The sequence below is a fragment of the Grimontia sp. THUN1695 genome (assembly GCF_059704325.2).
The window spans coordinates 249727-271216 of sequence record NZ_AP046576.1; the positions used below are offsets into that span (position 1 = coordinate 249727).

The 21490-nt window shown below is 46.2% G+C and carries 20 protein-coding genes; 9 read left to right on the forward strand and 11 right to left on the reverse strand.

All coding sequences use genetic code 11. The features are described from left to right. Positions 1 to 170 precede the first annotated feature (170 nt). Positions 171 to 1889, forward strand: coding sequence for an SgrR family transcriptional regulator (locus AC6IB1_RS01200; protein ID WP_497566568.1), 1719 nt, complete (start codon positions 171 to 173; stop codon positions 1887 to 1889). 20 nt (positions 1890 to 1909) lie between these two features. On the opposite strand, the gene AC6IB1_RS01205 is transcribed toward AC6IB1_RS01200, so the two are convergent. From AC6IB1_RS01205 to msrP, 4 genes are all read right to left on the reverse strand, one after another. Next, on the reverse strand, positions 1910 to 2791 hold the full coding sequence (locus AC6IB1_RS01205; RefSeq protein ID WP_497566569.1) for an AEC family transporter: 882 nt from the start codon (positions 2789 to 2791) through the stop codon (positions 1910 to 1912). 148 nt (positions 2792 to 2939) lie between these two features. Further along, on the reverse strand, positions 2940 to 3569 hold the full coding sequence (locus AC6IB1_RS01210) for a hypothetical protein (protein WP_497566570.1): 630 nt from the start codon (positions 3567 to 3569) through the stop codon (positions 2940 to 2942). Positions 3570 to 3704: 135 nt separating this feature from the next. Continuing rightward, positions 3705 to 4322: a protein-methionine-sulfoxide reductase heme-binding subunit MsrQ gene (gene msrQ / locus AC6IB1_RS01215; RefSeq protein ID WP_497566571.1), complete on the reverse strand. Its 618-nt coding sequence runs from the start codon at positions 4320 to 4322 to the stop codon at positions 3705 to 3707. After that, complete coding sequence (msrP, locus tag AC6IB1_RS01220) at positions 4322 to 5338, reverse strand: protein-methionine-sulfoxide reductase catalytic subunit MsrP (protein WP_497566572.1); 1017 nt, start codon at positions 5336 to 5338, stop codon at positions 4322 to 4324. Before msrP ends, msrQ begins: the two co-directional genes overlap by 1 nt. Positions 5339 to 5801: 463 nt before the next feature. Here msrP and AC6IB1_RS01225 point away from each other — a divergent pair, with 463 nt between their 5' ends. Beyond that, a complete protein-coding gene (locus AC6IB1_RS01225; RefSeq protein ID WP_497566678.1) occupies positions 5802 to 6761 on the forward strand; it encodes a L,D-transpeptidase family protein in 960 nt (319 codons plus the stop codon). Positions 6762 to 6780: 19 nt separating this feature from the next. Here AC6IB1_RS01225 and AC6IB1_RS01230 read toward each other — a convergent pair whose 3' ends face one another. From AC6IB1_RS01230 to AC6IB1_RS01255, 6 genes are all read right to left on the reverse strand, one after another. Further along, a complete protein-coding gene (locus AC6IB1_RS01230) occupies positions 6781 to 7026 on the reverse strand; it encodes an Lpp/OprI family alanine-zipper lipoprotein (protein ID WP_005502466.1) in 246 nt (81 codons plus the stop codon). Positions 7027 to 7220: 194 nt separating this feature from the next. Next, positions 7221 to 7685, reverse strand: a complete 465-nt coding sequence (locus tag AC6IB1_RS01235) for a copper chaperone PCu(A)C (protein WP_497566573.1) — start codon at positions 7683 to 7685, stop codon at positions 7221 to 7223. Between the two features lie 88 nt (positions 7686 to 7773). After that, complete coding sequence (locus AC6IB1_RS01240; protein WP_497566574.1) at positions 7774 to 8355, reverse strand: SCO family protein; 582 nt, start codon at positions 8353 to 8355, stop codon at positions 7774 to 7776. Beyond that, positions 8352 to 8708: a hypothetical protein gene (locus AC6IB1_RS01245; RefSeq protein WP_497566575.1), complete on the reverse strand. Its 357-nt coding sequence runs from the start codon at positions 8706 to 8708 to the stop codon at positions 8352 to 8354. The genes AC6IB1_RS01240 and AC6IB1_RS01245 overlap by 4 nt, the downstream gene beginning before the upstream one ends. A gap of 278 nt (positions 8709 to 8986) precedes the next feature. After that, the gene (locus AC6IB1_RS01250) at positions 8987 to 9910 is read right to left on the reverse strand and encodes a polyprenyl-phosphate transporter (protein WP_497566576.1); all 924 of its coding nucleotides are present in this window, start codon (positions 9908 to 9910) and stop codon (positions 8987 to 8989) included. 62 nt (positions 9911 to 9972) lie between these two features. Continuing rightward, a complete protein-coding gene (locus AC6IB1_RS01255; RefSeq protein WP_497566577.1) occupies positions 9973 to 10659 on the reverse strand; it encodes a methanol oxidase in 687 nt (228 codons plus the stop codon). A gap of 527 nt (positions 10660 to 11186) precedes the next feature. Here AC6IB1_RS01255 and AC6IB1_RS01260 point away from each other — a divergent pair. After that, complete coding sequence (locus tag AC6IB1_RS01260) at positions 11187 to 12926, forward strand: bifunctional metallophosphatase/5'-nucleotidase (RefSeq protein ID WP_497566578.1); 1740 nt, start codon at positions 11187 to 11189, stop codon at positions 12924 to 12926. 393 nt (positions 12927 to 13319) lie between these two features. Here the strand turns inward: AC6IB1_RS01260 and AC6IB1_RS01265 are convergent, their stop codons facing one another. Then, positions 13320 to 14255 carry a hypothetical protein gene (locus AC6IB1_RS01265; RefSeq protein ID WP_497566579.1) on the reverse strand — a complete coding sequence of 312 codons (936 nt, stop codon included), beginning with the start codon at positions 14253 to 14255 and terminating at the stop codon, positions 13320 to 13322. A 408-nt stretch (positions 14256 to 14663) separates the two neighbouring features. On the opposite strand from AC6IB1_RS01265, the gene AC6IB1_RS01270 reads away from it, so the two are divergent. The 6 genes from AC6IB1_RS01270 to AC6IB1_RS01295 all read left to right on the forward strand — a co-directional run bounded on the left by AC6IB1_RS01270 (position 14664) and on the right by AC6IB1_RS01295 (position 21342). Next, complete coding sequence (locus AC6IB1_RS01270) at positions 14664 to 14936, forward strand: HlyU family transcriptional regulator (protein ID WP_497566580.1); 273 nt, start codon at positions 14664 to 14666, stop codon at positions 14934 to 14936. Positions 14937 to 15286: 350 nt separating this feature from the next. Then, complete coding sequence (locus tag AC6IB1_RS01275) at positions 15287 to 16840, forward strand: Re/Si-specific NAD(P)(+) transhydrogenase subunit alpha (RefSeq protein ID WP_497566581.1); 1554 nt, start codon at positions 15287 to 15289, stop codon at positions 16838 to 16840. 15 nt (positions 16841 to 16855) lie between these two features. Beyond that, on the forward strand, positions 16856 to 18241 hold the full coding sequence (gene pntB / locus AC6IB1_RS01280; RefSeq protein WP_497566582.1) for a Re/Si-specific NAD(P)(+) transhydrogenase subunit beta: 1386 nt from the start codon (positions 16856 to 16858) through the stop codon (positions 18239 to 18241). A 134-nt stretch (positions 18242 to 18375) separates the two neighbouring features. Next, positions 18376 to 19818: a DUF3404 domain-containing protein gene (locus AC6IB1_RS01285; RefSeq protein ID WP_497566583.1), complete on the forward strand. Its 1443-nt coding sequence runs from the start codon at positions 18376 to 18378 to the stop codon at positions 19816 to 19818. Then, a complete protein-coding gene (locus AC6IB1_RS01290; RefSeq protein ID WP_005502488.1) occupies positions 19787 to 20458 on the forward strand; it encodes a response regulator transcription factor in 672 nt (223 codons plus the stop codon). The genes AC6IB1_RS01285 and AC6IB1_RS01290 overlap by 32 nt, the downstream gene beginning before the upstream one ends. After that, entirely contained in the window at positions 20458 to 21342 is an 885-nt protein-coding gene (locus tag AC6IB1_RS01295; RefSeq protein ID WP_497566584.1) for a DUF2861 family protein, read from the forward strand. Before AC6IB1_RS01290 ends, AC6IB1_RS01295 begins: the two co-directional genes overlap by 1 nt. Positions 21343 to 21490 lie beyond the last annotated feature (148 nt).

Sequence of the window (21490 nt, forward strand, 5' to 3'; positions counted from 1 at the left end):
CTCACAAAATGAGGAAATATCACGACTGAATGTAGATAATTTGAGCAAGCCTATTCAATTCACTCCAACGCCCAGTAACTTAGGCTTATACATTGATAGTAAATCAAAAAATCAGGTATAAAATAGGGAAGTAAACTCTATAATCCCCCACACTTTAGGTTCCGCTTTTTATGTCAGGACAACGTCTGCAAACCCAGTTTTCAATGATTTATACCCATTTTGGGGGAAAAGACAGCGATACCAACCTTGAAGCCATGTCAGAGATCTTCTGCTGCACCCGGCGTAATGCCCGGATGGTGCTGAATAAAATGGCAGGGCAGGGTTGGCTGAGCTGGGAGCCAGCCGTAGGGCGGGGAAAAATGAGCCGCCTGACGTTCCACCGCAGTGATGCAGATCTTCAAATGAAGCGGGTTAGGAAATGGGTAAAAGAAGGCAAGCTGGATGCAGCCTTGGAAGAGCTTGACAATGATGCAGCCAAACTGGCGAGGTTGATTCAAGAGCAATTGGGTGTCTCCACGCTAGAAGGGCGACAGATTATCCGCCTGCCGTATTACCGTTCATTCCCTATACTGAATCCGGCCAAGCCGTTGCGACGCTCTGAGCAACACCTGGTAAGGCAAATTTTCAACGGCCTCACACGTATTAACGAGTCCACAGAGAAGGTGGAACCTGATTTGGCACACCATTGGGAGACGTTGTCTGACACGCACTGGCGTTTCTATTTGCGTCCGGCTGTAAGATTCCATGATGGAACGTTGCTTTGCAGCGAAGATGTTATCTGGTCACTTAAAGCCGTGTCTTCCCATCCATATTTTTCGCATATCGAGCGCATTGAAGCGCCGACGGAAAACGTGGTCGATATTTATTTGAACCGTCCGGATTGTCGGCTTGCTGAAACGCTCGCCGTTCCTATGGCATCAATCCAATCGAAGAAAGTGGCACACAGTAAAGATGCTGATGCGTTTCCGGTTGGAACAGGCCCTTATCGCATTGTTGAAAACAACAGCCGTCAGTTGGTGTTGAAAGCCCATGACCAATATTTTGGCTTCCGTGCCTTAACCGATGAAATTGAAATCTGGGTTTTAGATAGCGCAGCAATGTGTTATTTGCAGCCGACAGCGTCGCTGGATCCGACAGCATTGGATTCGCGTCAGGGTGCGTTAAAAAGTGCGGCAAACCAAAGGCTGGAATTGGATGAAGGTTGCAATTATCTGTTGTTGAACCGTAAAACCGGATTGGCCAAAGATCCGGCATGGGCAGAATACTTCAGCCAACGTGTTTCCTCCTTGTTTCTGTTACCTCACCTTGCAGAGCGGGGCATTGGCGAGTATCGCTTGACGAATGCTTATGGTTTGGTTCCTGGCTGGATTCATACCAGAACAGCCAGACAGGATGTCAAGCCTCCTGCGATGGGCAAATTGCGTCTGGTCCACCAGAAAGATAACCCATTGTTCCCATTGCTTGCTGCCGCCTTAAGGGAAATGTTGGCGCAGGACGGGGTTAATCTCGAAATCTGCACAGTTTCATATGAGGAGATGATGCTGCCAAAAAATGCCAAAAAGGTAGATGTTTGGCTTTGTGGAATGAGCCTTGGGAATAAGCGTCATGATGCTATCTTACCTTGGTTATTGAGCTTCGAGCATATTTCTGCGGCGATGCCTGAAAAGGAATTCATCCAGTTGAAGGAGAAAGTGGCACAGTGGAGAGAAACTGAAAATGTGGTGTTTGATGCAGAGTCTATAGGACGCTCTTTGGTGGAATCTTCACAGATAGTCCCGCTTTTCCATATCTGGTTAGGCGTGGTAGATGGGCAAGAGCTGGAAGATGTTGCTTCAAACAGGATTGGCTGGTTCGACTTTAAATCGGTCTGGAAAAAACCGATTGTGTAGGAAAAGAACAGGACATGGGGTCAGAACCAGGCAAATGCGGCCATTAACAGTAGAGGAAGTGTCACCAGAGTAAGGAAGTTCCCAAATAACACCATGGAAGCCACCTTATCGGCACCGACTTTAAATCGCTCTGCAAACAGGAAGTTCAACACGGCGGGTGGCAGCATGGCAAACAATAACATCATGCGAAGGTGTTCTGATGGCAATGGAACAAAGAAATATATCACCGCAAAACTGATGGTACCAGTCAGCAAGCTGAGAACGGTACTTAACAGGCCCACCCCGAGCCCTGACCATTGAATAGCGGTGAGCTGGACGCCTAGGGAAACTAGCATTACCGGCACTGCTGCATTGCCAATGAGCGTCATGGCTTCATTCAACGGATCCCAAACCGTCCAGTCATTAAAATTAAACACCAACGCCAGCATTGAGGCCCAGAGCAGGGGCATTTTAAGCACATTATTGAAACGGTATTCGCTATTGCTGAGTAGTGCCAAGCCTACAGTGACGTGGAGCATCATTGATACGACAAACAACAAAATTGCGGGGGCTTCAGCGCTCTGCCCAAACGCATAACCAAACAGTGGAATAGCGAGATTTCCGCTGTTGCGGAACATTTGCGGTGGTCCCCAGGTTTTGAAGGGCAGTGACAATGTCTTGCCAATGCCCATCATTAACATGCCTGGTAATAGAACGGCGATAAGTGCAGCAATAAACAAGGATGTTTGTTTGCTGCCCATTGGCATAACAGAAAGTGAGGTGAAAACAAGGCACGGCACCATTAAATCAATGTTAATACGGTTGATGTGGCGCATATCAGGTTTCAATGCTTTTCCGACAAAAAAGCCAGCGGCAACTACGGCAAAAACCGGAAACAGTATACTGATGACTTTTTCGAGCATTTCTGGCCCTTAATGAGTTTTGGGATAAATGAAGTGGTCAGAAAATCCGTTATCCCTGAGCAGGTAATGCCAGTCTAACCAATGATATCCATTTGGCAATTAGCCTTTTGATGAAACACTGGAAAATTAGCATGCAGGTGTCGAAAGGTTAAATCGTGTAAGTTGCAGTCAACAGCATGTATTTGAACAGGGGTAATCCATCTCGTTGGCGGAATAAGGGATGGAATATCCGGTGTTTCCCTTCCGTTAACTGGCATGTTTGTGCAAAATCAGCTGCCAGGCTTTTTTCGGCATCAACCAGTCTGATGCCCTGCGCAACATATTCTTCTTTGTGAATGGGTTGGTGACCTAACCACCAGCTGGGTATTGACTTGCTGGCGTTTGAACGATCTACCCAGTGATCAGCGATGATGATCAGGCGTTTTTCTTTTGGGCAGGCCGTGTCGAGGTGCTCAAGTGTCCGGAGGGTATCTTTTACCAGTGCATTCCGGCAGGCAATATTGGCGCTGATGAGACGATGAGCGGCAAGATAAATCTGGTGCTCGGGGCTTTCTATGCGAAACGCTGAGTGTTTGATTGAGGCGCTTTCCCCAAGCTGGACATATTCAGTGTTAATGCCCAGATTATGGTAGGAATGGATTAACCGTCGAGACAGCGCTCTCCCAAGATGACTTTCTTTCATGCCACGGTTGTGGATAGTCGGATAGTGATGTTCGCAAAAGCTGACACAGTCAGATTGGAAATCTCTCAGACTCAGCGAAATAAGTTCATCCAGCAAGAACGCCTACTCCAAAAATCAGCACAACAATGTAGGAATTTATCAAAGTGGCCATGGGCTACTTAAAGTATGGCAAAAATGAGAATTTTGCCATATTTGGATGCGCTATTTGTGCAGAGGCGTTCAAAAGTCGGGTTATGTTCTTCTAAATACTGGACGAATAACGATTCTTTTTAGCGTTTTCCAACGAATTGCCAGCAGTGAAAGTGCGAGAACAATGTAAATTGTCGGCTCGACAAGTTCAGATTTTGCCGACCAATAGAAGTGGATGGGGCTCAGAATAAGAGCGAGATAGACCAAGTTGTGCAATCTTTGCCACTTCGCCCCCATATGCCGTTGGATTTTCGCTGTAGAGGTGATGGTAAGTGCAAGCAAGATCACCCAGGAAACAAACCCGATTGTCATGTAAGGGCGCGAGATGATTTCTTGCCCCAACAAGGTGAAATTCAAGGTCAGATCCAGCGTAAAGTAAGTCAGCATATGTAATGTTGCCCAAAAGAAAGCATAAAGGCCTACAACACGACGGCACCGGACCAATAGCCCATTTTTGGTAAAACGGGCTATTGGGCTGATCAGCATAGAGATGATCAGGGTGTTCAGCGCTGCCAGCCCGGTGTAATGGGTGAGGCCATCCACCGGATCGGCGCCGAATTGGTTGGATAAAACCAGATAGGCCATGTTTGCTACAAAGCCAAGGCTGAAAAAATGTACCATCACTTTTATGCCAGTGATCTGGAGAGGGGTGACTCGCATTAATAATTGGCCCTCAGATCCATGTTGCTGTATAGGTGGGCGACTTCTTCACCATAGCCGTTAAACATGGCTGTTGGTTTGCGACGGGAGCTGAATATTGATCCTTCGCCGATGAAACGCTCTGATGCTTGACTCCAGCGTGGGTGATCAACCTGTGGATTAACATTGGCATAGAAACCATATTCATGTGGAGCCAATACATTCCAGGTGGTTGGCGGCTGGGCTTCAAGCAAGTGAATTTTGACGATCGACTTGATGCTCTTAAAGCCATATTTCCATGGCACGACCAAACGGATGGGGGCGCCGTTTTGTGGTGCTAATGTTTGACCATACAAACCCACACTCAGCAGAGTAAGTGGATTCATGGCTTCATCTAAGCGCAAACCTTCCACGTAAGGGTAATCGATACCGCCGCCAACAAACCGGGAGCGTTGTCCTGGCATTTGTTCAGGATCATAGAGGGTTTCAAACGCAACATATTTGGCGCTGCCCATGGGCTCGGCGTCTTTAAGCAATGCCGCCAATGAAAAACCCACCCAAGGAATATTCATGGACCAGGCTTCAACACAGCGCATTCGGTAGAAGCGGTCTTCAAGCGGGTATTTTTTTAGCAGGTCGTCATAACTCAGCCTCATTGGCTTATTTACTAACCCACTGACTTCAAGTGTCCATGGTTTGACAGCAAAGTGTTGGCTATTTTCTACAGGGTCGCCTTTGCCTGCTCCGAATTCGTAGAAATTGTTGTAGGTCAGCACTTTGGATTCAGGGGTTGCTTCAAGTCCTTTTCCGTAAGGGGTTGTCTTTGCCACTAGAGGCGATCGTACGAAGGACCCTGCTTCACTTTTATTATCACTACCAAAGACATCAAATATGTTGGCTTGGCTTTGCGCAGCAAAGGGAAGACTGGCAGTCACAATACCGAGCTTTTTCAGGATCTCACGGCGAGATTTATAGATGCTCTCTGGCGTCAGTTCGTTTTCTTTTATCTCGGATTTCTTCGGTACTCGAATCAGCATTTAGGTGCTCCATTGCATATGCTTGTTGGTTTACTAACACACAGACCTAATAAACGCATAACTTATTTCAATAGATTGGTTTTTTTATGAAAAAAAAAATGCATTCCAGTATGGCAGTTCGGTTTAGTGGTGAGTAGAGTGACTCATTAACGACTGCCTTATATACCTTTAGCAACGACTTCACTTCCTGCATCAGTGCAAGGGTTGTTGGCAGGTGTTTTCTTTGGGGATAGAGAAAAACGGCATTACTGTTGATGGGCTATGGAATATGGGAGAATGGCTGGCGCGGCCTGAGTTTGTCCCTGCGTACGCATACACTGGCACACAATGGGTGGATGATGAGTACTATAAATGGGGGCCTCGAGCGGGGTTGGGTATTGCTATCCCTATGGGGCAACGGTCCTATCTCGTGTTATGTTTAGAGGCATTGCTCCAATTTTAGAAGAGAGACCATAGCGAGATGATGAAGTTCGCGAGAAAACTTGTACCTATTTTTTTTGCAAGCTTGTTACCAACACTGAGCATGGCCAATGAGTACCCTTGGCCTGAAGCCAACACCCGATTGATTGGCGATAATCCTGTGCATATCGTTCAGGCTGGTGAACATCTTGAGAAAATCGCTAAAGCTTACAATGTGGGCTTTTTGGCGCTGATGTCTGCAAACCCAGGTGTTGACCCGTATCTGCCTAAACCTGGTACGTTTATCACTGTTCCCCAACAGGTTATCCTGCCGGATGTGGAATATGAAGGCATCGTGATTAACCTTGCAGAGCTCCGTCTTTATTACTTCGATACTGAAAACCGTAAAGTGCATGTTTTTCCGATAGGTATTGGACGGATAGGCCGCGATACTCCGATCATGCAAACCAAGATCAGTCAAAAGCGTGAAAATCCAACCTGGACACCACCTGCTAGCTTAAGAAAAGAATATCTGGAAGAGAGGAATATTGTATTGCCTGACGTAGTACCGGCAGGGCCAGATAACCCCCTTGGGACGCATGCGTTAAGGTTAGCGTATGGAACGGGGTCATATCTTATCCATGGTACGAATAAAAGCTTTGGTATTGGGCTGCGTGTGAGTGCTGGTTGTATCCGTATGCGCCCGACAGATATTGTGTGGCTGTATAATAAAGTGGCAGTAGGTGAAAAAGTGCGGGTGATTAATGAACCCGTTAAAGTCAGCTTTGAACCAGATGGTACTGTATTTGTAGAAGCTCACAGGCCCTTATCGGCAGACGAAACCCAGGTAGGAAAGCGGGTGTTGACTCAACCGGATCCACGCATCTCCAATTGGCTTGAGTTAAATCAAATGAACGTCAATCGGTATCGTGCGGCACTTGCTGTGCAGTCTGGTGTGCCAATTGAAGTGGGGTATGCGATCGCACAAAACGCTGCGGCACCCGAAGGTGCCGCAGATTTATAAAGCAACGATGGTGCAGGTCTTATTTGGTGTAAGACTGCGCCATGTTGTCGATGCGCTCGTTTGCACGTGCTGCTTCATCATAAGCTTGGTTGGTTGCAGATGCTACGTCTGCCACATCGCCTTGTAGCGCTGAAACTTGGTTAGACAGAGAGTCTACTTTAGACGAAAGATCAGCAACACTTTGCTCTAGAGCTGAGTTGTTTGAACAACCAGCCAATACTGCACTTGAAGCGATTGCTGCTAACGCTAGGAGACGAATTTTCATAGTAAAAACCTCTTCGTTTTTTTGTTGGGGTTGTCTTACTGCTTTACATTTACCTGTTAAATAACTGGCTGCAGTATAAAACATAGACTGCGTTTATGTATTTTGCCGATGGAGGGGAGAGTTATCCGCCTCAATGTTGATACAGCTTATAAACTACTCCCGCCATCAGCCTAAAAACTTAGAACTTTGGTGGTTTAGTGAGCACTTTCGCGATTATGCTCCATCTTTGCACCTGCCATAACTTTACGAATCGGGACTTCCCGGGTGATTTCTGAACCATCCGAGAAGAGCAGAGTAAGTGGAAGTGTCTCACCTTCCTTGAGTGGCATGCTTAAATTAAACAGCATGACATGTAAACCACCCGGCTTCAGTTCAGTGCTTCCATTTGCAGGAATGTCAATGGCTTTTACCTGACGCATTTGCATCATCCCATCTTTCATAACGTGATTATGCAACTCAACTTTTCCTGCCACCGGCGTGGATGCTTCGACTAAAGAGAGTTTTTTATCACTATCGTTGCTCAGCACCATAAAAGCTGCACTGTTAGGTGCATGTGGTGGAGTAGCTCGGACAAAAGGTCCCACAACATCAACTGCAGCATAGGCGGCAAAAGAAGCCATCCCCAATACTGCAACAAACAATGAAGCGCGGAAAATCATCAAAAAAACTCCTGTTATCTTGAGCAGCCAGCATCCACCGACTGAATCTTTTTCTATTATCTTCTAAAGTCGCGTTTTTCCAAAGAAATTATTGCGATGTCCCGGTTAGGCGCAAAATGGCATCGGAAATCATGTCGGGGTTCAGTGTATGTGGAACCTTTTCTAGTAGATTACCTGCCGGATCAAGAAAATAGAAATAAGAGCTATGGTCAACGGCATACTCCATGGCAGATCCTTTAAGCTCGGTAATTCGGTAAAGAACACCGTATTGACGAGCAAGGGCTGCAGTGCTCTTCTCTGATGTGCTCGCCCCCTCAATGCCTGGGTGAAAATAGCCTGCATACTCTTGTGCCGCTTCACCGTTGTCCCGCTTTGGGTCCAGTGTAATGAAAACAGGACGAACTTGTGTCAGGATATTGTCAGATAAGGACTTCAAGGCGGCAGCCAATATGGCGAGAGAAGTGGGGCATACGTCTGGGCAGTGCGTGTAACCAAAGTATACAACGCGCAGGCGCGGATCTCGTTGGTCAAACAGGTCGATGGTGTTTGAACCGCTTTGCAAAATCCCAATGCTCTCAGTAGGGGGTGCTGTCTCATTACGATCAACCCAAAACCTTGCGCCAAAACCCGCCAGGAGGGCGGCCACAATAACCAGAATTTTTAATTTCATCGGGTCATCCTTATGTCAACAGGAAGTGACACTGCGTTATCGGGACTCTGTATCTTTCCACGCCATGTCATTTCTGATTCCATGCAAATGGGTAGCATGATGTCGCCGTTATAGATGTTGTCATGTGACTGGGTAAGTTTGAGTTTATACACACCCATGTTCATTTCTACACCCTCTAATTCAACATACAGGTAGTCCGGAGCATGTCCTTCGAGTTTTACGCTGAGTTTGGTGGGAACGAGTGGCGATACTGTGTCGCTTGCCAGTGATGCTTCAGCATGCCCAAAGTAACACGTGGCTGTGCCTAAGGTGCATGAAGGGGGTAATGTGGGAACAGGCTCGTCGAAAAGCATTTGATCTGCAAAAAGATAACCTGTACCAACTAACAACATAAGACTGACGAATTCAACGCCTCGCCGGCGTCCTTTCCCAAAACGGTCCATAGAAGAGCTACAACTGAAAAAATGATCAGTAAGGGTATCACTTCGTTTGTGGGGCTGATGTGAGAAAGCTCTTGAAATGAAAGCGATACAGCGAAGATGCCTTATACAAAAAAAGCAAAACGGCCTCATTATTGAGACCGTTATGAATAAGAGAGTAGGCCGCCGATTTGATGGCGACGCTAACGGCCTCAGTCAGCCAGTTTCTCTGACACTTTTTCCAATCCCAACACCAGCACAAAACCAACAATCATCATAATAATGGCCGTGACCACTAAAGGATCTTGACTGGTAGCTGTTTCAAAACTGCCCGGTGTCAGTATTTTTTCTACCAACGGTACTTGCTCGCCAGAAGAGTTGATACGGAAGCTAATCGCTTGTTTCCAGGGCCACACTTTACCGAGTGCACCAATGAGTAAGCCTGTCAGGAAGGCAAGTGTCATGCCGCGATATTGACGAAGTAACCAGGACAATACGTGAGAAAAAGAAAGAATACCTGCGAGACAGCCTACGGCAAACAGACCGAGAATTGACAGGTTTAGACTTTTGACCGCATCCAACACTGGTGCATACATCCCCAGCAAAAGCAGAATAAAACTCCCCGAAATGCCAGGAAGAATCATGGCGCAAATGGCAATGGCTCCAGAAATAAACACAGTCAGCATGTTGAACTCCATGCTGATCGGGCTGGCAACGGTAATACCGTATGCAAAAACGGCCCCGGCGATTGCCATGGCGATTTCAGCGACTGACCAACGTTCCACCTGTTTAATCATGTGAATGGCAGACGCAATGATCAGGCCAAAGAAAAACGACCAGATAATGATAGGGTGTGATTCAAGGGCGTAAGAAACGGCTTTCGCCAGTGTGAGAATGGCGGTGAGAATACCTGTTAATAGTGATGCCAGAAAGGTGCCGTTGATATGTTTCCATACGGCAGTAAAGCCGTCATTACGCCATAAGGAAAAGATTGAGGGGTTAACGCGACGAATACTTTCAAGAAGAGTGTCGTAAATGCCTGTAATAAAGGCGATAGTACCACCAGACACGCCAGGAACGACATCTGCTGCACCCATCGCCATTCCTTTGAAAAAGGTGAGAATATTATGCTTCATTGCTTGAAATATAGCCAAAGTCTACAAGTGGGTTGCCATTATAGCGACTTGATATAAAAGGGCTATGAATTGTTGTTAAATGCCCATTCGTACGCTGCAGCAAGCTTTTCTCTTCCATTAAACATAATCGGATCACCATGAACAGGGAGAATATGGTCAAAAGGCCATGTCAGGATCTCCTGCAGGGATTGTCGCAGGAGTTTCGATTCTTTAATTTGGATTTTATAGAGCAGAGGGACACGTGCTTCTTTAGAACAGCCCAATAATCGACCGGTTAATCGCCTTGCCAGGCTTCCTTCACGGAGTAATAACAAGCTTTCACCCAGTATTAAGGTTCGGCTTTGGGGATCGCAGAAGATGACTTCTTCACATGCATCGTTGCCCCGTAATACCGTTTGATAGAGTTGCTCTTTCCACAGGGTAAATGTAGTTGAATTCAGGATGCCATCAAACCCTAGATCTGTGCGTTTACTGTAGAGCCCCGGTGCTGCGAGAAAACGTGCTTCAGGGTACTCAAGCCACCAATCGGACAGGTGCTGGTGGAGGTTTAGGTTCGCGGTCGTAACACAACTTATTTTACCTAGCCGTTTAAGTTGCTCTTTCAGACCTGCGGTGAGAGCTATCGGGTTATGGACAAGTAACGAATTGTCATTGAGGCGAAAGACTGTCATCCGTTGCCCGATATCGATGCCATAGTGCCGATAGGACTCAGTATGATGCCACAGAGTATTTGCGTGCCACTCAATCATGTCATTCATCCATGGGTTAACAGTATGGAATATCAATATCAGAAGCGTTGAACTTCTCAAAGCAATTATTCGCAGGATGGAAGAGATCAATTTAGGCGCTTCCTTTCCGTATGGCTCACGATTATGCATCATACAGTAAACAAAATGTTGAATAGTTATGTTGCATTTGGTTTATTTCTGGTTGGATAAATGTTGGGAACCATACTTTGTTTGTTATTGTGCATGCAGCTGAAACAGTACTTTTAGTCACTGGCCTTATCGCGTTGGTCCGGTGCGCGTTTCAATATGCATCAAGGACCGAAAACTGGCACCAGCTCAACGTGGTGCTCTTCCATGTACAAGACCTTTCCCGAGAAGAAATGAAGTGGTGGTATATCGCGATGATCTGCCTCATTCTCGGAGGGGCTGCAAGGGTGTTCACAACTATCGTCCTCTCTTAAAAATCTTTTGCAATAAAAGTGTGATGCATGTGAATTAGTCTGGAACTTTGGTACACTCTTGTTTTGTGCAATGCAGAAAAGGACAACATGCTAAACGCGACACCGATCACGCTATCTATTGCGCATATCAACGACACACACTCTCACTTTGAACCCACTCCGATTTCGCTGGCTATAGCCGGTCTGGATGAAAGGGTTTATGCCAATGTCGGTGGGTTTGCCCGCATTTCATCTGTTGTTAAGTCGTTCAAAAAAGAATCAGAACAAGAGACTGACGGATTTTTGTTCCTGCATGCGGGGGATTGCTTTCAAGGCACACTCTACTACGGCCTGTTTAAAGGGGAGGCCAACGCGACTTTACTTAACATGCTGGGTCTCGATGCAATGGCTCTTGGCAACCACGAGTTGGACTTAGGAAATGCGGCAGTTTCTAAGTTTCTCGATCAAATCAACTTTCCGTTTCTTGCAGGAAATTGGGATGTCAGCAATGAATCCGAGGGCAAAGCATTTCCCGTGAAGGGGAAAAAGCCACTTCTGTCATATGACCCAGAACAACAAATAGCGAGTGTGCTGATCAAACAGTTTGGTGACAGCAAAGTGGCTATCTTTGGCGTAGCACTGGATAAAATGGCAGAGATTGCCATGCCGGACCCAGACACACCGTTTGTGAATGCTAAACAGACCATTATTAATACTGTTTCCCATATCCGCGAAGAGATTGGCACGCCTCATATCATTCTTTTGAGCCACCTTGGCTACGATCAAGACCTTAAAATAGCAAAAGAAGTTGAAGGCCTGTCAGTCATTGTTGGGGGCCATAGCCATGTGTTACAGGGTGACTTTAGTAATCTAGGTCTTGGCGATATGGGACCCTACGGATGTCATATCAATGGCACTCTGGTTGTACAGGCTGGGTGCCATTCACTTGCTCTTGGGAAGCTTAAGGTGTCATTAGATGAAAATGGCAGGGTTACTGATTACAAGGGTAGCAATGTACTGATGCTGGGCAGAAGCCTTGCTATGGATGCATCCTGGGATCAGGGGCTTTCTGAAGACAGTTTTCGAAAGGCGAAAGAGTACCTATTGTCACAACCGAATGTGGTTCACTGTCGTGGGGACGAAGCCATCAAAGCCGTCATCAATGCTCATTATCGTCCTGCCGTGGACAAACTTAAAAGTGACGTCGTCACTTTCCTGCCGGAAAAACTGCGCCATATTCGTGTGCCGGATGAGAAAGGAGGAAGCCAAATTGCCCCATTGGTATGCGAAGCCATGATCTATTCTGCACGTAAGCGTGGTCACCATATCGATTTCGCGATACACAATGCCGGTGGTGTACGTGTCAGCCTTGAGCAAGGCAAACTCACTGCGGCGGAAGTGGCGGGACGATTACTGCCTTTTGCGATCGATCTGATGTTGTATGAACCGACAGGCTTGCAGGTAAAACAAGCATTGGAAGGGGCGATCAATAACGCCACAAATAATGGTGTAGAAGGGATCGGAGATGGCAGTTTTCCGTATACGGCTGGGTTGAGATACACCTATCATTGCGACAAGCCCAAAGGTAGCCGTATCACACAGCTCGAGTATCAATCCCCGGAAGGCAATTGGTTGCCGCTGGAGATGGAGCGGCACTATACGGCTATTTCCTCTGCCTACACGTCACAGGGTAAAGAGGGATATGATTCGCTCAAGAACCTCGCTACATTACCGCGATCAATTGATATCACGTTAGCAGACAGTTTTATCGAATACGTAAGAACCAAAGACGAATTGTTAGCGCCAGAGCAAAATCTCGAACTCTACCTTCCTTGTTTATCTGGCTGATTGATATAGCAAAGATATTTCTACTGTCCAGGCGGCAACTCAGTCGCCGTTTTTAAAGCCGTCAACCTATTATCTGAACTATCAAAATATACACTTCTTTAGTTGCGCACGAAATTTGCATAGTGTCGTAGACAGAGTGGAATGTTGCCGCCACAAAAAACAGCGAAAAAATAACTTAACTTCTTTTTGTATTGACCGATATGTAAATAAGAAGATTGTTTTAAGGAGGAAATGATGGTGGAAAAGCGAGATTGGCTGGACTTCGGACTTATTGCCTTTTGGATCCTCGCCTGGGCATCACTGGTTTACTTTGTTCCAGCGGCAGGTCTATAACGAATTGGCTCAATTTGCGTCCAGATCAACTGGGCGCAAACCATGTGATACAAGCAGGCCCTAAAGTTTCGATGCTTTGGTGGCTCTTTTCTTATCATTTCTCAATATCAATTCCATCAAGGCAGGTTGAAGGTAAATGGGCAGCTGTAACGCGCCGATCAATGGCAAGTAAAGCGGTCCAAGGAAAGCACCTGCTACTGAATAGGTTAAAAGAACATTACGATTTCCTGATGTAATAGCCGCGACGTAGGCTTCTTCTTTACCTTTGTGCCAATAAAAAACCAATCCAATCATGAAAAATAATACGCATATTGCAAACGCCATAAAGAACATCGCAATCGCAGAAGTTCTGTCTTGCTCCCACAGCCAACGGTATTGACCAGTAAGGCCGAAGGGAAAGCTGAAAACCAGAATGATAGTAAACTGCGTCAGCTTGCTATGTATCCGGGTTAAACGTTCCTCAGGGACATATTTATGGACCCCGAAAGAAAATATCATTGGTCCGCAAATAAAGATGATTAGGCGCAGGCAATAGTCCTGGAGATCCAGGGAAAACTGATCGGCACTGAAGACGGCGAGGTTGATATACAAGGCGATTGGCATCATCAATGTCGTCGTAATAGTAAATGCCATGGCTTTTAGTGGATCAAAACCGACAGAACGTACAATGGCGGGTGTCGCAAAAAGTGTTCCAGTAGCACAAACTGCTGCTGTTGCCATCAGTAACTCAGTGCTGGCATTAAAAGCGTACCCGATAAAAACAACAAAAAGTGTGGTGACACCGCAATGAACAAGGGCATACAACCAAGCTTCTTTGTCTGCGATTGACTTGACCAGTGCCCGCTGGTCAATACCCAACAATGTAAACAACATCAGGGTAAACAATATGTAAGGGAGGATGGGCAGCGTTGCTTCAGAGAGCGAAGGAAATGCAAACCCGGCTATAGCAGACACAACCAGCAAAATCGATGAATGTTTACTTAAAAAGGCAAGCAAGGGAGCCTCAACAATCCGTTGTTAAAACCAAATGTTAACAAAACGAAGTGTTTTTGATAAATAAACATTAATAATGGCTAATGAGAATTCTGTGCTTACAAAAAATCAAATAAATTCAATTTTATTGCGCTATTACCGTGATTTTAATTTCTAATTTAAATTAGAAAAACTAATCATTAAAGTAAATTAAGTCATTTTGTGTGTGCGGTAACTGGTTGTGATTTATTCAGTAAAGACAATCACATAATGAGGAAGTGATGACACTGGCCGTTAATTTTTTTCCTGTCGCTTCAGGTGTTTTTGGGAGTCCTTTTGATATCAGGTTTCTTCTTCTCTGTGCTGGACAACAACTGGGCGTTTCGTCACTATAAACTTTCCTATTGGTTCGATCATTGAGGGTGAATTAACGTGGGACTTTTTGACTGGTTATTCAGCAGCAAGGAAAAACCAACGAAAGAAGCCGAGCCGACAGAATACAAAGGTTTTTTTATTTATACCGAAGCAAAGTCTGAGGGGGGACAGTACAGGATCCATGGGCGTATTTGCAAAGAGATTGATGGTGAGTTGAAGACACACCATTTCATCCGCTCTGATCTTTTGCCTTCTGAAGAGAGTGCTAATGAACTAATGCTTCGTAAGTCTCAATTATTTATCGATCAAATGGGAGAAAGAATGTTTTGATTATGCGGTCTTTACAGTAATCAAAGCAATGAACTGAAGATGTTATCAACCAGCGTTTTCAGGCTGATACATATGACACCGATTACAAAGGTCGCCAATGGTTTGTAAGGATACAAAACGACGCAAAACTGAATAATAACGAGCTTAAAATCAATAAGTTAATGGCCTAGATTAGGTCTGCCTTAAGATTTAATAAATGACGTTATTTTATTACTGAAAGTCATTAAAAATGTTGTGTGTTGCGCTTGCTTATTGATTGTTTTGGTATTTTTCTTACAGAAATACTTGATTAAGTGTATTCGGTTCGTTACAAAAAGATTACTTTTACTGCCAATAGTCAGGGATTAGCGATGCAAATTGGTGTTCCAAAAGAGATACTCGCGCATGAAACGCGGGTGGCTGCCACACCGAAAACGGTTGAGCAGCTATTAAAGATGGGCTTCGAGGTTGTTGTCGAAAAGGATGCAGGGGCGTTGGCAAGTTTCGATAACGCGGCATTCGAGCAGGCTGGAGCGAAAGTTGTTGATGTCGATGCCGTTTGGCAATCAGACATCATTTTTAAAGTTAACGCACCGCATAAAGATGAAGCGGCAGGGATTAACGAAATCGATCGCATTAAAGAGGGTGCTACGCTCATCAGCTTTATCTGGCCAGCTCAGAATGAAGCACTGATGCAAGATCTTTCTTCCAAAAATATCAATGTCCTTGCGATGGATTCTGTGCCGCGTATTTCCCGGGCACAAGCGCTGGATGCATTGAGTTCGATGGCTAACATTGCCGGTTACCGCGCGGTGGTTGAAGCCGCACATGAGTTTGGCCGTTTCTTTACTGGGCAAATTACCGCTGCCGGTAAAGTACCGCCTGCGAAAGTCTTTGTTGCTGGTGCCGGTGTGGCGGGGCTCGCTGCTATTGGTGCGGCGGGCAGTCTCGGTGCTATTGTCCGTGCATTTGACGTCCGCCCTGAAGTTAAAGAACAAGTCGAAAGCATGGGCGCTGAATTTCTTCAGGTGGCGTTTGAAGAACAAGCAGGCAGTGGTGACGGCTACGCAAAAGAAATGTCTGATGATTTCAACAAAAAGGCCGCAGAACTTTATGCAGAACAGGCGAAAGACGTTGATATCATCATCACCACTGCATTAATTCCCGGTCGTCCCGCCCCTAAACTTGTGACCAAAGAGATGGTCGATTCGATGAAGCCAGGCAGTGTGATTGTTGACCTTGCAGCAGCGAATGGCGGCAACTGTGAATACACCGAAGCCGATAAAGTCGTTGTTACTGACAATGGCGTAAAAGTAATTGGCTATACCGATATGGTCGGTCGTCTACCTACCCAGTCTTCACAGCTTTATGGTACTAATCTCGTGAATCTGATGAAGCTTCTCTGTAAAGAGAAAGACGGTAACATTAATATTGATTTTGACGACGTGGTGCTTCGTGGTGTGACGGTTATTAAAGACGGCGAGATCACCTGGCCAGCACCACCTATTCAAGTTTCTGCACAGCCCCAGGCAAAAGCTGAACCAAAACCTGTCAAGAAAGAAAAAGTTGAAGAACCGGTATCCTCAGTGAAGAAATTGGCAGCGCTGGTTGTTGGGGTGGGCGCATTTGGTTGGGTTGCCTCGGTGGCACCACCGGCATTCCTTTCTCATTTCACCGTATTTGTTCTAGCTTGCGTGGTGGGTTACTACGTGGTTTGGAACGTTACACATGCGCTGCATACACCTTTGATGTCTGTGACCAATGCGATCTCGGGCATCATTGTTGTGGGTGCGCTACTCCAGATTGGTCAAGGTAATGGTGTGGTTTCATTCCTCGCTTTTATTGCCGTTCTCATTGCAAGCATCAATATTTTCGGTGGCTTTACCGTTACCAAACGCATGCTTGAAATGTTCCGTAAAGATTAATAGGAGTAGCAAAGAATGTCTGCAGGACTAGCACAAGCGGCATATATCATTGCTGCACTGTTTTTCATCCTGAGCCTTGCTGGCCTCTCTAAACAAACGTCAGCAAAATCAGGGAATTATTTCGGCGTCGCCGGTATGGCCATCGCACTTATCGCGACTATTTTTGGCCCTTATTCACAGGGACTGATCTGGATTGTTCTGGCTATGGTGATCGGTGGCTCTATCGGTATTTACTATGCAAAGCGCGTAGAAATGACGGAAATGCCGGAATTGGTAGCCATCCTTCACAGCTTTGTGGGTATGGCTGCAGTGTTGGTGGGGTACAACAGTTACCTTGAACCACCCTTATATTCCGGCGAGTTTGCCCACACAGAGCACGTTATCCATATGGTGGAAGTGTTTCTGGGTGTATTCATCGGTGCGATAACGTTCACAGGCTCTGTCGTCGCGTTTGGTAAGCTTCGCGGCATCATCTCTTCCTCACCGCTCAACTTGCCTCACAAACATAAACTGAACCTGGCTGCGGTTGTTATCTCAACACTGCTGATGGTGTATTTTGTTAAGGCGGATGGCAGCACGTTTGCGTTACTCGTGATGACCTTGATTGCTTTTGCCTTTGGTTATCACCTTGTGGCGTCAATCGGCGGTGCAGATATGCCGGTTGTGGTTTCCATGCTGAACTCTTATTCGGGTTGGGCAGCCGCCGCTGCCGGTTTCATGCTGGCAAACGATCTTTTGATTGTGACGGGGGCGCTGGTGGGCTCTTCCGGTGCGATTCTGTCTTACATTATGTGTAAGGCAATGAACCGTTCGTTTATCAGTGTGATCGCGGGGGGATTTGGTCAGGAGGTTTCCATTTCTGCAGATACTGAATACGGTGAACATCGTGAAGTGTCGCCAGAAGACGTGGCGGAAATGCTGAAGGAATCCCGCTCTGTGATTATCACGCCGGGATACGGTATGGCGGTTGCACAAGCGCAGTATCCGGTGCATGAAATTACTGAGAAGTTGCGAGCTAAGGGTATCAATGTCCGTTTTGGTATTCACCCGGTAGCGGGTCGCTTGCCGGGGCACATGAATGTGCTGTTGGCGGAAGCGAAAGTACCTTATGACATCGTATTGGAAATGGATGAAATCAATGATGATTTCCCTGAGACGGATACTGTTCTGGTTATTGGTGCTAACGACACGGTTAATCCGGCAGCGATGGAAGATCCGGGGAGTCCGATTGCCGGAATGCCCGTTCTAGAAGTGTGGAACGCAAAGAATGTTATCGTGTTTAAGCGCTCGATGAACACCGGTTATGCGGGCGTACAAAATCCACTTTTCTTCAAAGAGAATACAGCAATGCTGTTTGGCGACGCGAAAGAGAGCGTTGACGCGATTTCTAAAGCTATTTGAACCGGTGTCACAGATGAATCAGGCCAGCGAATGCTGGCCTTAATTGTATAAGGGAGCAGCAAATAAACCTCTTTTCTCGTTTGACTCTTACAAATTACTGACATTTAGAAATATTTTGATGGTAATCTCTCGCCATGCGAACGTTTCTGGTTGTATGTTTAACGTTGCTCAGTACTCGAACCTGGGCAAATGTCTCTTTCCCTGAACAGCTCAGTGCTTTCAGGTCGTCATTATTGGCTGAACCTCCGATCGCAACATACGCACTGAATGCGATTCACAGTGAATACCCTAAAGCGTTACTGATCCCGGACAGTCTATTACCACAATCAGTGAATTATCCGCTGAAGGATTTAAAACGCCTTTATCAGGCTTCTGAACAGTGCAAGGGGCCATGGCCGGTAAGCCCTTTGGTGACTGATCCCTTGGTGTTTACTCGTGCGCTCTGTTTTAACACCTATTTGCCGTCTGTCTGGTTTTCCCGTTCAAACCTGATCCATCCTGGTGGGGGAAGTTATGCAGCAAAATATGTTGAGAAGTTCCCAGAACGTCGGGATGAACTGCTCCGCTTTTTTCATATAAAAGAGCGAATGTTGGCACTACCCGACACTTTGTTGGGAAAATTGCAACGTATGACGGAAAATGCTGTCAATGCTTTAAACGGTGGTGCTGAAACGATCCTTTCAGGGGACGATTTTTGGCTCCGAGAGGGAAGTCAGTACAAGGTATATAGTGCAGATGTCTGGAAGCCGCTTCTGGAGAGTCAGAATCTTCTGGCATCTCAGATCGACCAAAATGGCTTTTGTTTGTCTCGTATTGGCAACGTTTGCTGGAACCAAAAACAGGCGCCGTCTTATTGGCCCCAACTGGTTATTGCACTTGCTATTATTAACGTGCTCTGGATGGCGGGTTGGATTTTCAACCGCTGGAGTGTGAAACGGCGGCTGATGCAAGAACGTATGCTGGTATTGCAGATCCTGACGCATGAACTGCGAACACCTATTGCCAGTTTATCTATGACTGTAGAAGGATTCCGACGTAAGTTTGATGCCTTGCCAGAGCCGCTCTATGACGAGTTTCGACGCTTATGTGAGGACTCAATGCGTCTGAAACAACTTGCTGAAGCAAGCAAAGATTACTTGCAATCCAACCAACAACAGCTGGTGAGGGAAAATATCCCTTCACTGGAAACGTGGCTAAGTTACCTGTGTGAAGAACGTCAGGTAGAATTGAAGGTCAAAGAAGATGGGCCAGTCGCGGTCAATATTTATTGGTTGACGACATCACTTGACAACCTAATTAGCAACGCCAAGAAATACGGCCATGCGCCGGTAATGGTATTTGCCGAAATTAGAAATGGACTACTTATAATTAAAGTACAGGACCAAGGAAGACTGTCTGCAAAAGACTGGAAGACAATTCGTAAACCTTTTGTCAGTGAAAAAGGTCTAGGGCTAGGACTGACAATCGTTGAAGCAATGATAGAAAGGATGGGAGGCAAACTGACACTTGTCGGTCCGCCAACCACATTTACTTTGGAGATACCTTGTGACCCAACAAACGACTCTGTTGCTGGTTGAGGATGATGCAAACCTGGCAGATGGTCTTCTCGCCAGTTTAGAACAGAATGGATATAAGTGTTTGTACGCAGATTGTGCAAGCAAAGTAGAACACCTCTGGGCGCAGGCTGACTTGGTGGTTCTTGACAGACAACTGCCAGAAGGCGATTCCATGGAATGGCTACCAGCCTGGAATAAGATCAAAGACGTTCCCGTGATCATGCTGACCGCTATGGTGTCAGTGCGAGATCGTGTTGGGGGACTGGACTCGGGGGCGACAGATTATATGACCAAGCCTTTTGCTGAGGCTGAGCTGTTGGCACGTATCCGTGTGCATCTGCGTCGTCCTGTGACGGCAGGAGAAAGTACCTCTGACGACATCGTCGTGGGGAAATTGCGTATTAACCTGTCGACGCGCTCAGTGATTTGTGCTGAGAGTGAAGTGGTCCTTACCCGTACTGAATTTGACCTGCTGGCTTTCCTTGCAAAGAATGCTGGGCGTGTGTTCACGCGAGACGAACTGCTTGATCAAGTGTGGGGATACAACCATTATCCCACCACACGCACAGTCGATACCCATGTACTGCAGCTTCGTCAGAAATTACCAGAATGTGAAATTGAAACGCTGCGTGGTGTTGGTTACCGGATGAAAATGCAGTAATGAGACACGCGGTATTTCTTTTTCTCATTTCAATGCTTCCATGTGGAAGTTCAGCGGCATGGTTTGGTGGTTCTGATGCGTTGACATCCGCGCATCAGCGCTTGCTGGAAGGAAATACCGCTGAGAGTTTTGAGTCCATGGTTGAGGCTTGGCAGCAAGAAAAAAATGATACGGAAAAACGGCACCTGACAGAGTTTCTCTCACTCGCGATCAGTGAAGATTGTGGTCGGAGTTTAAGCACCTTGTCTCTACCTCAATGGTTACAAGCGATTGTGATTCGGCGAGAAACGGTGCAAACACCTAACCGTGTTTACTACCAATTCTCTCTTTATGGTTCGTCACAAGCTGGCGTTGCGAATATTACATTTTCAGAATGGCCTGAGAAAAAACTGTTGGCTACTAATCTTGACGGTGAAAATGTCAACAACTTCAAGCTAGATATTGAAGGGCGTCCGGGAGCACTCCAGGCGGGTTTATACAAACTGGAAGTGACATCTCTCAAAGGGGAAAAATGGTCTTCCTGGGTGCTGGTTTCTAAACCTGATCCCATACAGAAAATCAGTTGGAAGGACAGTCGAAGCTGGCGTATTTCTCCGCCGACGGATTTAAAAAATACCTGCCCACGCCCATTTCTTTCGATGAATCTCTATCAAAAGGACATTGGGCAGGATGCACCAATATGGTCGGATGAAAAAGACAAAAATTTGCCAACGTCATTACCGGTGATCGATGTTCCCAATGGGCAATATTGGTTTTCAGTCGCCTTGATTGAACGGCGTTGGCAAGGCGCCATTCTATTCGAAGACGTTCAAAGAATCGCGCGATTCATTGATTTGCCTGATGTTGATCTTCGTGAACTTTCTCTCAAGGAAGAGGGAGAGTAATCATTTTTAGCTAATTTTTTATCAAAAAAACAATGCTTGTGTTTGAGAATTGTCACACCTTCAATAAATGTCTCATTAGTGGCACTTTCCATTGACTAGTATCTGTTAAAGACAAGAGGACACAAAGCCTACTACCGTGTTTCTCTCT